This is a genomic window from Corynebacterium yonathiae (genome assembly GCF_027570195.1).
GTDB classification, from domain to species: domain Bacteria; phylum Actinomycetota; class Actinomycetes; order Mycobacteriales; family Mycobacteriaceae; genus Corynebacterium; species Corynebacterium yonathiae.
Genome location: NZ_JAKMUZ010000005.1, coordinates 106867 through 120625 on the forward strand (window position 1 = coordinate 106867; position 13759 = coordinate 120625).

Genomic DNA, 13759 nt, shown 5'->3' on the forward strand with positions numbered 1-13759 from the left:
TATGACCGACCTTTTGACCTCCCCTCTTCATGCCGAGCACGAAAAACTCGGCGCCACGTTTACCGCCTTCGGTCCGTGGAATATGCCGCTGAAGTACCAGAACGAACTGGATGAGCACCGCGCAGTACGCAACAACGCCGGCCTCTTTGACCTGTCCCACATGGGTGAAATCTGGGTCAACGGCGCTGATGCCGCCAAGTTCTTGTCCTATGCCTTCATCTCCAACTTTGAGCCCCTCAAGGTAGGCAAAGCCAAGTACTCCATGATTGCCGCAGCCGATGGCGGCATCATCGATGACCTCATTACTTACCGCTTTGAGGAGGATAAGTTCCTCGTCGTGCCGAATGCCGGCAACGCCGATACCGTGTGGGAGGAGCTCAACAAGCGCGCTGAGGGCTTCGATGTGAGCTTGAAGAACGAGTCCCGCGACGTCGCCATGATCGCCGTGCAGGGCCCAAAGGCCGCAGAAATCCTCGTGCCGTTGGTAGAAGACAATAAGCAGGACGAGGTTTATAACCTCGGCTACTACGCCGCCACCATGGGTAAGGTAGCGCGCACCTTCGCGATTATCGCGCGCACTGGCTATACCGGCGAGGATGGCTTCGAGCTCATCGTGTATAACTCCGATGCCCCGCAGCTATGGGAAGAGCTACTCAAGGCAGGTGCGGAATATGACCTCAAGCCATGTGGCCTAGCCGCCCGCGATTCGCTGCGCCTTGAAGCCGGTATGCCGCTCTATGGCAACGAGCTCTCCCGCGATATCACCCCGGTCGAGGCGGGTATGTCCCGTGCCTTTGCTAAGAAGGAAGCCGACTTCGTCGGCTCCGAGGTTATCCGCCAGCGCGCTGCCGAAGGCCCCCAGGTAGCGATCACCGGCCTTACCTCTAAGCAGCGCCGCGCAGCGCGTGCCGGCGCCGAGGTATTCGTGGGAGAAAAGAAGGTAGGCACGGTCACCTCCGGGCAGCCTTCCCCCACCTTGGGACACCCAGTGGCCATCGCGCTGCTGAAAACCAGCGCCAATCTCGAACCTGGCGCTGAAATCGAGGTAGAGATTCGCGGCAAGCGCTATCCTTTTGAAGTAACCGCGTTGCCGTTCTACAAGCGCGAGAAGTAAACATCATCTCACCCAGCCCGAAAGGACTACATCACCATGGCTAACCTTCCACAAGATTTCTCCTACTCCGAAGACCACGAGTGGGTCAACGCCGCCGCTGACGCCGTTGCCGGCGCCACCGTACGCATCGGCATTACTTCCGTAGCAGCCGACCGCCTGGGCGAGGTCGTCTTCGCCGAGCTGCCTGAGGTGGGCGATACCGTCACCGCCGGCGAGTCCTGCGGCGAGGTCGAATCCACCAAGTCCGTCTCTGACCTCTACTCCCCTGTCACCGGCACCGTAAAGGCCGTCAACGAGGCCGTGCACGATGACTACGCTGTCATCAACAACGACCCGTTTGGCGAGGGCTGGCTCTTCGAGGTCGAGGTGGATGAGGCAGGCGAGCTGATGGATGCCGCCGCCTACGCATCCGCCAACGGTCTGGACTAATTCGACTCCCTACGCGGGAGGGTGTGCCACGCGCATCCTCCCGCTTTGCTTTGTCCACCGCACCAGAGGAAACTTTGAGGCTATGACTGCACCACGCGATCCCTTCTTCCCCGCCGAGCGCTCTATCCGCGCCTCCGATAAACCACTAGAGGTCCGTTTCTTGGGCCGGATGGACTACCAGGAGGCCTGGGACTACCAGGCCGAGGTAGCGGCCGCGCGCGCCAAGGGGGAACAAGACGATGTGGTGCTCGTAGTCGAACACCCCAATATCTATACCGCCGGCAAGCGCACCCAACCGGAAGATATGCCAGATAACGGCCTGCCCGTTATCACCGTAGATCGCGGCGGGCGCATCACCTGGCATGGCGAAGGCCAGCTAGTCATCTACCCCATTATCAAGCTGGCTGAGCCCGTCGACGTCGTCGACTATGTCCGCCGCCTCGAGGAAGCCACCATCCAGACGGTCCGCCAGATGGGGGTGACCACCGCCGGGCGCATCGATGGCCGCTCAGGCGTGTGGGTTCCTTCCACCACCGAAGCCAAGGATCCCGCCGCCCCGAAGCGTGACCGCAAGATTGCCGCTCTTGGAATCCGCATTACCCGCGGGGTGACCATGCACGGTTTGGCGCTTAACTGCTGCAATACTTTGGAATACTACGACCACATCGTGGCCTGTGGCATCGATGACGCCGATGTCACCACCCTATCGCTGGAGCTCGGACGCCAGGTCAGCCTCGAGGATGCCACCCAACCGCTTTTGCAGGCGCTTGATGACGCCCTCTCGGGCCGCCTCATTGTCGCCGACCACACCTTTGGCTCAGCCCCTGATCCCACGAAGTTAGCGAATGAAAGGGCTAGACAGAGGCGTCGGCAAGCGCGGCAAGAACCCTAGTTTGGGGCTGGCGCGGAATAGGATGTGACCGCGGCGACTTATACCTAGAAGAGCTATTAGCCATCACCACCATCAACCGATAAAGTGAGTTTTTGTGACTGTTAAGCCTGAAGGACGCAAGATGCTCCGCATTGAAAAGAAGAATGCGGAGTCACCCATCGAACAAAAGCCACGCTGGATCCGCAACCAGGTTCGCACCGGTCCGGGCTATGAGGACATGAAGTCCCGCGTGGCCGGGGCCTCCCTGCACACCGTGTGCCAGGAGGCAGGCTGCCCGAATATCCACGAGTGCTGGGAATCCCGCGAGGCTACCTTCCTCATCGGTGGCGATAAGTGCACCCGCCGCTGCGACTTCTGCGATATTGCCACCGGCAAGCCAGAGGAGCTAGACCGCGACGAACCGCGCCGCGTGGCGGAAAATATCCAGGAAATGGACCTTAACTACACCACCATTACCGGTGTAACCCGCGATGATCTGCCGGATGAAGGCGCTTGGCTCTACGCCGAGGTCGTGCGCAAGATCCACGAGCTCAACCCGCACACCGGCGTGGAGAACCTGACTCCGGATTTCTCCGGCAAGCCGGACCTGCTCGAAGAGGTCTTCGAAGCCAAACCGGAGGTTTTCGCGCATAACTTGGAGACCGTACCGCGCATCTTCAAGCGCATCCGCCCGGCCTTCCGTTACGAGCGTTCCCTGGATGTAATCCGCCAGGCACATGATTATGGCCTCATTACCAAGTCCAACTTGATCTTGGGCATGGGTGAGACTGAGGATGAGGTCGAGGAAGCCTTGCTCGACCTGCGCTCTGCCGGCTGCGATATCATCACCATCACCCAGTACCTGCGCCCCGGCCCGCGCTTCCACCCGATTGAGCGCTGGGTACGCCCGGAAGAGTTTGTGGCCCACTCCAAGCTGGCCAAGGAGCTCGGCTTCGGCGGCGTCATGTCCGGCCCGCTGGTACGCTCGTCCTACCGCGCCGGCCGCCTTTATGTGCAGGCCATGGAAAAGCGCGGCTTCGAACTGCCGGAAAACCTCAAGCACTTAGCTGCGACCTCCCAGGGTGCTACCGCTCAGGAGGCCTCTACTCTGCTGGAGAAGTACGGTCCATCGGAGGAGACTCCAGTAACCACCCGCATGGCCAAGACCCAGGCTAATGCGAACTCGGCGGCGGCCACCATCCGCTAACCCCAACGTTTTCATAACGGCCTGCGCTTTCGCGTGGGCCGTTTTAACATTTATGCCCGTTGACCTTTAAAGTAGGAGCCATGGCGAAAGATGATAAGGCAGCACTAAAGGCTGCAAAGAAGCAAGAACGCGCGGCCAAGCGCCAGCAGCGTAAGCAAACCTGGTCCCAGATGTGGCAGGCATTCAATATGCAGCGCAAGCAGGATAAGGCGCTTATCCCCATCATGCTGGGCGCCTTCTTGGGTATGGGCTTGCTCTTCTTCCTCATTGGCCTATTATTCCGCGGCGAGTGGTTCATGCTCATCTTGGGTTTGGGCATCGGCGCGCTGCTCGCAATGTTCCTTTTTACCCGCCGCCTTGAACGCGATATGTACAAGCGCGTAGAAGATCAGCCTGGTGCCGCCGGCTGGGCTTTGGAGCAGCAGCTGCGCAATACCGTGGGCATCGTGTGGTCCGTCAAGACCGGCGTAGCCGCCACCCGCCAGCAGGATCTTATCCACCGCGTCATCGGCAACGCCGGCGTCATCTTCGTCTGCGAGGGCAATAAGAACCGCGTGCGCCCCACCCTGAACCAGCTCAAGAAGCGGGTAGACAAGATCGCCGGCGGCGTTCCAATCTACGAAATCTTCGTGGGCAACGGCGAAGACGAGGTTCCTGTTTCCAAGCTACGCAATAAGGTCATGAAGCTGCCGCGCAACTTCAATAAGAACGAGACCTACGAAAACATCCGCCGCATTGAGGCCATGGATTCGATGCCGGGTACCACCCCGGGCATGCCCAAGGGCCCAGTTCCCCACCAGGCGCAAAACATGGCCGGAATGAACCGCCGTATGCGCCGCGCCCAGCAGCGTAAGAAGAATAAGTAGGCGCTTAAAGCGAATCCCTGCCGCACCGTACGAGGTGTGGCAGGGATTTTCTTTTGCCCCGAATAGTCCGACGACTTAGGAACGAATAACGATGGTGCCGGTGGCGCGATCGTGCATGCCGCGACCATCCGCATCCACCATGGCCGCTGGGAAAAGCACTCCAGTTAGCACCGTGCGCAACGCCGCGCGCCACAACCCCACGCGGGCACCGGGGACATCGAGACGCGCCACGCCCATGCCCAAAAGCAGCATGCCTGGGGTGCGGGCAAAAAGCCATCCGCACACAATGCCCATGATTACCCACAGCGCGTAGCCCAAGAAAGCCACACCGCCGAGTTCCGTAGTAAACATGTGGATCAAATTGGCAATGAGCATGCACACAATCCAGTCAATTGCCACAGCGCCGGCGCGGCGGCCAACGGAAGCTAGTGACCCCGGTCCGGACTCCGGAAGACCCAGCTTTTCGCCCGGCCAGCGGCCTGGGCCTTCCATATCATCGTATTCGCCCGGAATATTCGGCCCGTCGAGCCACGTACGCTTATCTGCCATGACCACCAATCTAGCGGGCACAAAGTGAGATGTGAAACGAAGGGAATCGCGATGCCTGCGGCGAGAACCTAGTAGGCTATAGAGAGACAATTCACCGGTCAACAACGAGGAGACAAACGTGTCTTTCGAGACAGTGCAGGACATCGTCCAATTTATTCAGGACGAGGACGTAAAATTCGTCGATATCCGTTTTACGGACGTCCCAGGCACCGAGCACCACTTTTCCATCCCAGCAGATGAGTTCACCGTAGAAGATGCCGAAAACGGCCTTGCCTTCGACGGCTCCTCCATCCGCGGATTTACCACCATCGATGAATCCGATATGACCCTGCTGCCGGATCCAGCCACCGCGCACATTGATCCGTTCCGCACGGCCAAGACCCTGAACATCAAGTTCTTTGTCCACGATCCTTTTACCTTTGAGCCTTTCTCCCGCGATCCGCGAAACATCGCACGCAAGGCGGAAGAGTATCTGCAGTCCACCGGTATTGCAGATACCTGTAATTTTGGCGCCGAGGCCGAGTTCTACCTATTTGACTCCGTGCGTTTTAGCACCGACGTCGAGCATGGCTTCTACGAGGTAGATTCCGATGAAGGCTGGTGGAACCGCGATAGCGAGACCAACTTCGACGGCACCCCGAATACGGGTTACAAGACCCGTCTGAAGGGCGGCTACTTCCCCACCGCGCCGTATGACAAGCACGGTGAGGTCCGTGACGCCATGGTGGAAAACCTGCAGAAGGTTGGCTTCCAGATCGAGCGCTTCCACCACGAGGTGGGCGCCGGCCAAAACGAAATCAACTACCGCTTCAATTCCATGTTGCACGCGGGCGATGACATTCAGACCTTCAAGTACGTCATCAAGCAGACCGCGCAGCAGTGGGGCAAGACCGCAACCTTCATGCCCAAGCCGCTGGCGGGCGATAATGGTTCCGGCATGCACGCCCATATGTCCCTGTGGAAAGACGGCAAGCCGCTGTTCCATGATGAGGCTGGCTACGCCGGCCTTTCCGATATCGCCCGCTACTACATCGGCGGTATTCTCCACCACGCTGGTGCCGTTCTTGCGTTCACCAACCCAACGCTGAACTCCTATCACCGCCTGGTCCCAGGCTTCGAAGCACCAATTAATCTGGTTTACTCCCAGCGCAACCGCTCCGCTGCAATCCGTATCCCGATTACCGGTTCTAACCCGAAGGCAAAGCGCATTGAATTCCGCGCTCCAGACCCATCCGGCAACCCGTACTTGGGTTTTGCCGCCATGATGATGGCCGGCATCGACGGCGTAAAGAACCGCATCGAGCCGCATGCTCCGGTGGATAAGGACCTCTATGAGCTGCCGCCGGCAGAGGCTGAGTCCATCCCACAGGCACCAACCTCCCTCGAGGCTTCCTTGAAGGCCTTGCAGGAGGACATGGACTTCCTCACCGAAGGCGATGTTTTCACCGAGGATCTCATCGAGACCTACATCGACTACAAGTACGAAAACGAGATTAACCCCGTTCGCCTGCGCCCGACCCCGCAGGAATTTGAGATGTACTACGACTGCTAAGGCTGCGCTAGCCGACGCCCCCTCTCGCCACCAGCTATGCGCCATCCTAGGCCCCCATATTGCTGAGTGGCCTTTGGGGGCTTTGCAGATCCTCTGTGCACTTTGGATTCAGAGGTTTTACACCCACTATTGACAAGCGCCCTTAATTCTTAGCGGTGGCCACTCCTTGTTAATTGACTACCGCAGCGTTTTCCAAATTCGTGGCCCGAGAACAAAATTTTGCGCAAATGATTACTTAAATTGCGCATTTTGAGCTATACTTTAGTCAATCGATACCCCCTCCAAGCTTCCCATAGGAACAGCTCAATATGAGAGGGGGGCTTTGCTATGCTGAAGCAATGAACCGCAGGAAGAAGTTCCTAAGCATTCAAGAGCAAGTAGGTTTAATTCAGCAACGCGGGTTAATCCTTCCTTCCGAAAAATCTGCTAAAGATTTCCTTGAGCGCCAAAATTATTACCGCTTTTCGGGCTACATGCGGTACTTCCAAGAAGACATAGCTGGGGACGAAGCCAGATTCGTTCTTGGCACCCAGTGGGATGAAATAGTTAACATCTACCGGTTGGACATCGAACTTCGTTCTCTCCTTTTCCGCGGTCTCCAAGAAGCAGAGCTTGCGGCCAGGACGGCCTTTGCTCTCAGCGAAGGTGAAATCCATTCTCCTTATGAGAAGTATCTTCAGCCCACTGCTTACCGGCGCCCACCAAATCCGGCTATGAGGCCCACCCACGATCTAATTATCAGTGAGCTCAAGCGGTCTAAGGAACCATACCTCCACAAATACCAAAAGGACTCAGGATCCGACGCTGAAAGGTGGGTTTACGATGTTCCAATTTGGGTGGCAGTCGAGGCACTGTCCTTTGGTACGTTGTCGAAAGCAGTAAGCTTCCGAAACGACAACAACCGAGTTTACGCAAAGACTTGTTCCATTCTTGGCGTAAAGAAACAATATTTAGCGCGCCAATTGCGCTCTTTTACATTCGTGAGAAATAAGTGTGCTCACTCAGCTCGGTTATGGAACAGTTTCGTTTTGGACCAACCTGCAGTATCCAATGCTACGAAACGACGTGCTGAGAAAGTTTTAGGTCAAAATTATGGCGAGAACTCACTACTAGCAGTAATTGTAGCCCTTGATAACTTTCTCTTTCTGACGAATTCGTGGGTTGGATTTTTGGATGAGTATATGGAGCTGGTCGAACGAAATCCGGCTTTCCACCAAGGTATAGCGAATCCTCATCATTCATAGCCGCCTTGGTGTATGAACGCACAACGGTACCCCAGCCTTTTCTTGCGATCCCAGACACACATTCCTGCGGGCTTGACCCCCGCCCCTAAAAGCACACTTAGCGAGGGTTCTCACCAGTAATAACGACAGCAAAGTTCTGATAGCCCGACCGAAAGAAATTAACATGTGGGTGTGACTGATAGATTCCGCCAACTCCCAGCCCCTGGCCCCGCGTGGGGAGGCAGCCTCATGGGCACCTCCATCGTTTCGCGCCTGCTCGTGGAAGAAAGCTTGATGATCCTGGCCGGCATTTTTGCCGCCATTGCGTGCGTCATCTTTGTCGTTCTCACCGCGGGTTTCTTGCGCTACCGCCACCCCAGCTTCGAGCGCACCACTATGGCGGAATGGTCCATGTTCTTTATCGGAATCTTGGCGCTCGGTGCCGCGCTTTCTGGTCTTACGGATATTCCTACCTTCCGCCTCGTAGGGTTTTGGATCGGTGGTCCGGTTACGGTCATTACGTGGGCTATCCAGCTCACGCGCTTTGATGGCGAGCCGAAGTTCACCTGGGGCCTGCCGCTAGTTGGTCCTATGATTTCGGCGTCCGTGTCCGGCTGGCTGGCCCACGATTACGGCCCGATGTACCACGTGATGGGCACAATATTTTTCTTCATGTCCCTGGTAACGGCGGTACCAACCTTTGCTCGCGTGTACTGGGCCGCATGGCATGGCAAGGTGGATTTCACCGGCGCGAAATCAGCTACCGCCTGGGTACCACTGGGCGTAGTAGGCCAGTCCACCACGGCTATGCAGATTCTCTTCCCCGGCCCAGTATCCATTTACTACGGCGTTACTGCCCTCATTATCGCCATTCCTCTGTCCATCTACGCGATGTTTACCTTCTACCCCAATGTGGCGCGGTGGGTTCCGTACTCCCCTGCTTGGTGGTCGTGCACGTTCCCGCCGGGAACCGTCAGCATGGGTGGCCACCAGCTGGCATTGGTCAATGGCTCCGAGCTTATCGACGCCATTGCGCTCACCATCCCTGTTCTCCTCACCGCACACTGGCTGCTTTGCTCCACCCGCTTCCTCAGCTGGGTGTGGGAAGGCAAAAAGGAAACAGGCCCGGAAGAGCCACTCATCGACACAGGTCAATAAAAATAGCAAGGAGGAGCAACCACTATGCCAGACGCCAGCTTTGAGCGTGGGAAGCGCCGCAACGGTCGCCGCTAATGCATAGCTCCTCCCCCATCACCTTCATCGCTTGGGAGCGCGCGGACCTGACTGCAGTCAGACAGGTACTCGCCGGCTTGCAGCGAAACGGCATCTATCTCTACCGCGACCATCTGCTCTTGGAGACGTCGTGGCTGGGCCAAGGCGCACAGGATTTCTATGCCACGGCATGGCGCTGGACTGCAGATGATTGCCCGCTCTTTTATGACTTGGCGCGACAGGGCAAGGTCCTAATCACCATCAACACTGCGGTGATTGCCTGCGGCGATGAAGAAGACATCGCCACAGCGTGCGAGAGCATTACACAAGAGCTCATCGTCGCCCACAATCCGCAGCAACTATACGAGCTGCTTGCCGACGCCGCAGCAGAGTAGACCTAAAGCCCCGGTTGCTCGCTGCGCTTCATCCAGCCCATACGCGGAGCAAAGCCGCGGGGATGTTTCATCTGGGCTACGGCATCAGCAATCATGAGGCGGTGGCGGCGTGAAACGCTATCGGGAAGCTGCGCCACCGAGAACCAACCTGCCTCGGCATTTTCTTCATCGCTGATAACTGGCTCTGCGCCCTCCGCTACGGACACACGCAGCGCCGTGCCCATAAAGGTGCACTCATCGCCATTGGGATAGGTCACTGGTCCGGACTGCCCTACGCCTAGGAGCGCTTCTACCTTGGCTTCTAGCCCTACTTCTTCTTTCACTTCCCGCAGCGCAGTGGTGGTAATTTCCTCACCTGGCTCGCAGATTCCCTCCACCGGCGTCCACACACCGTTATCGGAACGCTTTACTAGCAGGACGGAGGGAACTTCCCACAGCGCGGCGTCTGCCGGCACATCGCGAATAATGACGGCGCTACAGGCCGGCACGAAGATCTGATCGTGGCCAATCTTTTCGCGCAGCTGAACAATAAAATCTGGAGTCGGCATGCCACCAAGCGTAGACCAGCGCAGCGGATTTAGGCCATGGGCCCCAAGACCTCTTTGGCGAGCAGCTGAATATCGGTAGCCAAGGTGAAAGACAACTCCATTTCCGTCTGCGTGGTCTCGCAGGTGAGGCCTTCTTCGAGGCGTTGCGTCGTGCCGGAGACTACCCCTACGATGGTTTCCTTGCCTTCCACCTGGCCGTAGACCGGCCCGCCGGAATCGCCGTTGGTGCTGCACACGCGCGCCCTCGCAGCCAGCGAATCCCGTTGGAGATCCTGCGAGTTAAGCTGCGCCATTTCCGCGTCATGGGATAGCGCTCCACACGTCTTATCTGTCACGCGGCCAAGCTTGCATACCTCAGGGGGCAAATGAGCTAGGGAGGTAGCCACGCTGTTATTGACTTGCCCGGGGACATAGAAGTCAGCGCTGCCAGTGATCTCGATGAAGGCCACATCGAGGTCGTGGCTGTCTTCGGCATAGAAATCAGAGTAAATGACCTCGCCGATGGGCTCGGCGGGATAGCTAAAATCGCCGTCAGCAGTGCCGGCCCAGACCTTATCTCCAGGTTTGCCGCAATGGGAGGCGGTGACGGCGATCGAACGGGCGTCGGCAAGCGTGAATGACCATGCCGCCGTGCAGGACTGGTAGTTAAAGTAGGCGCCCGCACGCGGCTCATCACCAGAAAGATCCAGGGCGGTTCCCGGCGCGAGCGGCGCTGCGGTCGGGGAATAGGACTCATTAGGAATGAGGTTTTTATAAGACAAGGCGGAGAAACTTGGTTCTTCCCCGCCCCGCACCGGGCTGCAGGCCACAAGGAGCGCGGCCATGCAGGCTACAAAGACGCTAGTTACTATCCGCGTCCGCATCCCCGGCGTTGTCCTTGTCATCCTCTTCCGCTTTCATCTCCGCCTGGGCTTTGAGATCGCGGATGAACTTTTCCGGATCGAACTCAGTGTAGTGCTCTGGGCCGGCAAAATTTTCTAGAGCCATGGTTTAAACCTCCGTTTTCTGAATCGACGTGGTGATGTAATCCTTGACCGCCGCAGAATCATTAGGCAAGTCCTTGACGTGCCGCTCGGCATCGAGGATGCCGGCAAACCGCTCGGGCGGCTCGGGGGCAGCGCCAATGGCCTCAGTGATGGTCTCAGCAAACTTCACTGGCAGTGCAGTCTCCAAGCACACAATCGGCGTCTCTACGCCCTCGCGCTGTGCGCCACGCGCTACCTTGAGCCCATCGGCTGTGTGCGGATCTGCCAAGTAGTTAAAACGCTCATACACGTCCTTAATAGTGGCAAGCCGGTCGGCATGGCTGGAGGAACCGGACAGGAATCCGTACTTTTCCTGTGCGGTAGAAACCTTTTCGCGTTCGAGGCTGAAACCGCCCTCTTTGACCTTGGTGCCGAAAAGCTCTGCGGTTTCGGCTGCATCACGGCCAAGCAAGTCGAAGGCAAAGCGCTCAAAATTCGAGGCACGGGAGATATCCATCGACGGCGAGGAGGTAGCCAAGGTCTCTGCGGCTGGACGCGGACGGTAGTTTCCGGTGCGGAAGAACTCATCCAGCACGTCATTTTCATTGGTGGCCACAATGAGGCGATCGATGGGAAGCCCCATCTGGCGGGCGGTGTGCCCGGCGCAAATATCACCAAAATTGCCGGTGGGAACACTGAAGGAAACCTTCTGCTCGGCGGTCTCGGTGACCTTTAGCCAACAGGAAATGTAGTAGACCACCTGAGCCATAAGCCGCGCCCAGTTAATGGAATTGACCGCACCGATGCGGTAAGTGGCTTTAAAATTGGCATCGCCCGATACAGCTTTAACCACGTCCTGGCAATCATCAAAGACACCATCAAGGGCGATATTGAAGATATTCGGGTCATCCAGGCCAAACATCTGTGCCTGTTGGAAGGCCGTCATGCGGCCGGCTGGGGTGAGCATGAAGACGCGAATGCCCTGGCGCCTTCGCATTGCATACTCGGCCGAGGAGCCCGTATCACCGGAGGTGGCCCCCAAAATATTGAGGGTCTCGCCACGGCGGGCAAGCTCATATTCAAATAGCTCGCCCAGCAGCTGCATGGCCATGTCCTTAAAGGCCGCGGTAGGCCCTTCAGAAAGGTGCCCGATAAAAAGGCCCTCGCCTAGTTCAGTCACGGGAACGATCTCTGGGTCTGCGAACTTGGGACTGGTATAGGCACGGGAGGCGATATCCTCGATGTCTTGCGCTGGAATATCATCGATGAAAAGCTTAAGTACCTCGGCTGCGAGTGCCGCGTAGCCCTTTTCTGCTAAGAGCCTGCGCCATGAATTTAAAGTGGCGGAATCTAACTGTGGGTAGCTCTCTGGCAGGTATAAACCGCCATCGGGGGCAAGCCCACCAAGCAGAATATCCGTAAAAGATGCGGGCTGACGGGCGGTATCGCGGGTCGAAATATACTTCACACAAAAGAATCTTAGTAGTTAAAGCGTAAGGTATCAGCCATGTCGCAGCCGAATCCCAGAGAAGTCATTACCACTCAAGCTTTAGGCATTTGGGTGGCCGCCATGGCGGTCTACCTCGTAGCGATTACCGGACGCACTTCTTTTGGCGTTGCTGGCTTGGATGCAATTGAGCGCTTCGATGTTGATGCCGGCCGTATCGCGGTCTTTACCTCCGTGCAGCTGGGCGTATATGCCTTAGCCCAGATCCCCACCGGTATCTTGATCGATAAATTTGGCCCGCGTCTACTTCTGGTGGTCGGTGCCGTCATTATGGGCGTAGGCCAAGTAGTACTGGGCTTTACCACCAGCTATGGCGTGGCCATTGCCGCCCGCGTACTCATTGGCGCAGGCGATGCCACGGCGTTTCTCTCCGTGATGCGCATTCTTCCTTACTGGTTCCCGCTGCACCGCACCCCGATGTTTACCCAGGTGACCTCGTCGCTGGGGCAAATGGGCCAGTTCATCTCCGCAGTACCTTTCCTGTGGTTGCTGGGCGCGGCCGGCTGGACCGCCGCTTTCGTTACCCTTGGCGCAGTGGGGATTCTCGTGGCCATCGCCGCGATTGTGGCGGTGGCAGATTCACCGGAAAAGCTGGGAATTATCTCCGTGGAAAAGGAACCGCCCAACTCGCAGGCCACCAGCATCCCAGCTCGCCTGAAAAAGGTATTCCGCTCCCCAGTGGCATGGCAGGCCTACTTCATCCACTACATCGGCATGCTCCCGCTCATCGTCTTTGTCATGCTTTGGGGCATGCCCATGATGACTCAGGGGATGGAAATGTCCAAGGCCAAGTCCAGCCTGGTGCTTACCTTGCTGGCGGTATTTTTGGTCTTCGTCGGCCCCCTGCACGGCAAAATTTCTTCGCGCGCGCAGCATGTCCGCCCGTGGCTCAGCCTGGGATTTGTAGCGGTCCACGTATTGACCTGGCTCATCTTCTTTGCCTTTGGCACCGACAGCGGCCTGGCCGCAATTTTGGTGGTGTCCTTCGTTACCGCGCTATGCACACCAACGGCCAATTATGGTTTCGATATCGTACGCGAACGCATGGACCGCTCTGTGGTGGCCACGGCAACCGGCCTAGGTAATATGGGCGGATTTACCTCCGGCATGCTGGGCGCTCAGCTCTTCGGCATGGTGCTGGACCATTCCTCTGCTGCCCCTAACTACTCCATGCCGGATTTCACTGCATCCTCCGCGGCGGTGCTAGCCGTGTGGGTGGTCGGCATGATTGGTGTGGTAGTCACCCACTTCCTGCGGCGCCGCGCTGGCGAGGATGGGCCTTCTGTCACCATCGTGGAGGTTTCTTAAAGGCCAGAGCTTG

General features: G+C 57.6%; 15 protein-coding genes. 10 read left to right on the forward strand and 5 right to left on the reverse strand.

Annotated elements, in window-relative coordinates:
- Position 1: 1 nt before the first annotated feature.
- The 5 genes from gcvT (at position 2) to L8V22_RS03885 (ending at position 4487) form a co-directional block, all read left to right on the forward strand.
- Entirely contained in the window at positions 2–1114 is a 1113-nt protein-coding gene (gcvT, locus tag L8V22_RS03865) for a glycine cleavage system aminomethyltransferase GcvT (protein ID WP_238799377.1), read from the forward strand.
- Positions 1115–1150: 36 nt separating this feature from the next.
- On the forward strand, positions 1151–1543 hold the full coding sequence (gene gcvH / locus L8V22_RS03870; RefSeq protein WP_238799376.1) for a glycine cleavage system protein GcvH: 393 nt from the start codon (positions 1151–1153) through the stop codon (positions 1541–1543).
- A gap of 82 nt (positions 1544–1625) precedes the next feature.
- A complete protein-coding gene (gene lipB / locus L8V22_RS03875) occupies positions 1626–2435 on the forward strand; it encodes a lipoyl(octanoyl) transferase LipB (RefSeq protein WP_238799375.1) in 810 nt (269 codons plus the stop codon).
- A 121-nt stretch (positions 2436–2556) separates the two neighbouring features.
- A complete protein-coding gene (lipA, locus tag L8V22_RS03880) occupies positions 2557–3621 on the forward strand; it encodes a lipoyl synthase (RefSeq protein ID WP_238800026.1) in 1065 nt (354 codons plus the stop codon).
- A gap of 80 nt (positions 3622–3701) precedes the next feature.
- Entirely contained in the window at positions 3702–4487 is a 786-nt protein-coding gene (locus L8V22_RS03885; protein ID WP_238799374.1) for a DUF4191 domain-containing protein, read from the forward strand.
- 75 nt (positions 4488–4562) lie between these two features.
- Here L8V22_RS03885 and L8V22_RS03890 read toward each other — a convergent pair whose 3' ends face one another.
- Positions 4563–5036: an RDD family protein gene (locus tag L8V22_RS03890; protein WP_023021155.1), complete on the reverse strand. Its 474-nt coding sequence runs from the start codon at positions 5034–5036 to the stop codon at positions 4563–4565.
- Between the two features lie 118 nt (positions 5037–5154).
- Between L8V22_RS03890 and glnA the strand changes: the two genes are divergently transcribed.
- The 4 genes from glnA to L8V22_RS03910 all read left to right on the forward strand — a co-directional run bounded on the left by glnA (position 5155) and on the right by L8V22_RS03910 (position 9418).
- On the forward strand, positions 5155–6588 hold the full coding sequence (gene glnA, locus L8V22_RS03895) for a type I glutamate--ammonia ligase (RefSeq protein ID WP_238799373.1): 1434 nt from the start codon (positions 5155–5157) through the stop codon (positions 6586–6588).
- Positions 6589–6926: 338 nt separating this feature from the next.
- A complete protein-coding gene (locus tag L8V22_RS03900) occupies positions 6927–7832 on the forward strand; it encodes an Abi family protein (RefSeq protein WP_238799372.1) in 906 nt (301 codons plus the stop codon).
- 171 nt (positions 7833–8003) lie between these two features.
- On the forward strand, positions 8004–8969 hold the full coding sequence (locus tag L8V22_RS03905; protein WP_269966400.1) for a TDT family transporter: 966 nt from the start codon (positions 8004–8006) through the stop codon (positions 8967–8969).
- A gap of 74 nt (positions 8970–9043) precedes the next feature.
- Positions 9044–9418: a hypothetical protein gene (locus L8V22_RS03910; RefSeq protein WP_238799371.1), complete on the forward strand. Its 375-nt coding sequence runs from the start codon at positions 9044–9046 to the stop codon at positions 9416–9418.
- A 2-nt stretch (positions 9419–9420) separates the two neighbouring features.
- Here L8V22_RS03910 and L8V22_RS03915 read toward each other — a convergent pair whose 3' ends face one another.
- The 4 genes from L8V22_RS03915 to thrC are packed head-to-tail and all read right to left on the reverse strand — an operon-like array spanning position 9421 to position 12399.
- Positions 9421–9966 carry an NUDIX hydrolase gene (locus L8V22_RS03915; protein WP_238799370.1) on the reverse strand — a complete coding sequence of 182 codons (546 nt, stop codon included), beginning with the start codon at positions 9964–9966 and terminating at the stop codon, positions 9421–9423.
- A 29-nt stretch (positions 9967–9995) separates the two neighbouring features.
- Complete coding sequence (locus L8V22_RS03920) at positions 9996–10790, reverse strand: trypsin-like serine protease (RefSeq protein WP_238799369.1); 795 nt, start codon at positions 10788–10790, stop codon at positions 9996–9998.
- Positions 10791–10806: 16 nt separating this feature from the next.
- Positions 10807–10953 (reverse strand): hypothetical protein, encoded by a 147-nt coding sequence (locus L8V22_RS03925; protein ID WP_238799368.1) that lies wholly within the window; start codon positions 10951–10953, stop codon positions 10807–10809.
- 3 nt (positions 10954–10956) lie between these two features.
- Positions 10957–12399, reverse strand: coding sequence for a threonine synthase (gene thrC, locus L8V22_RS03930; RefSeq protein WP_269966401.1), 1443 nt, complete (start codon positions 12397–12399; stop codon positions 10957–10959).
- Between the two features lie 39 nt (positions 12400–12438).
- On the opposite strand from thrC, the gene L8V22_RS03935 reads away from it, so the two are divergent.
- Complete coding sequence (locus L8V22_RS03935; RefSeq protein ID WP_238799366.1) at positions 12439–13746, forward strand: MFS transporter; 1308 nt, start codon at positions 12439–12441, stop codon at positions 13744–13746.
- Positions 13747–13759 lie beyond the last annotated feature (13 nt).

What these genes read in the sequence shown, in the direction of transcription:
- L8V22_RS03935 (WP_238799366.1), top strand. Translation starts at nt 12,439, where the DNA reads ATGTCGCAGCCGAATCCCAGAGAAGTCATTACCACTCAAGCTTTAGGC.
- L8V22_RS03900 (WP_238799372.1), top strand. Translation starts at nt 6,927, where the DNA reads ATGAACCGCAGGAAGAAGTTCCTAAGCATTCAAGAGCAAGTAGGTTTA.
- L8V22_RS03885 (WP_238799374.1), top strand. Translation starts at nt 3,702, where the DNA reads ATGGCGAAAGATGATAAGGCAGCACTAAAGGCTGCAAAGAAGCAAGAA.
- gcvH (WP_238799376.1), top strand. Translation starts at nt 1,151, where the DNA reads ATGGCTAACCTTCCACAAGATTTCTCCTACTCCGAAGACCACGAGTGG.
- L8V22_RS03925 (WP_238799368.1), bottom strand. Translation starts at nt 10,953, where the DNA reads ATGGCTCTAGAAAATTTTGCCGGCCCAGAGCACTACACTGAGTTCGAT.
- L8V22_RS03920 (WP_238799369.1), bottom strand. Translation starts at nt 10,790, where the DNA reads ATGGCCGCGCTCCTTGTGGCCTGCAGCCCGGTGCGGGGCGGGGAAGAA.
- L8V22_RS03910 (WP_238799371.1), top strand. Translation starts at nt 9,044, where the DNA reads ATGCATAGCTCCTCCCCCATCACCTTCATCGCTTGGGAGCGCGCGGAC.
- lipA (WP_238800026.1), top strand. Translation starts at nt 2,557, where the DNA reads ATGCTCCGCATTGAAAAGAAGAATGCGGAGTCACCCATCGAACAAAAG.
- L8V22_RS03890 (WP_023021155.1), bottom strand. Translation starts at nt 5,036, where the DNA reads ATGGCAGATAAGCGTACGTGGCTCGACGGGCCGAATATTCCGGGCGAA.
- L8V22_RS03915 (WP_238799370.1), bottom strand. Translation starts at nt 9,966, where the DNA reads ATGCCGACTCCAGATTTTATTGTTCAGCTGCGCGAAAAGATTGGCCAC.
- lipB (WP_238799375.1), top strand. Translation starts at nt 1,626, where the DNA reads ATGACTGCACCACGCGATCCCTTCTTCCCCGCCGAGCGCTCTATCCGC.
- gcvT (WP_238799377.1), top strand. Translation starts at nt 2, where the DNA reads ATGACCGACCTTTTGACCTCCCCTCTTCATGCCGAGCACGAAAAACTC.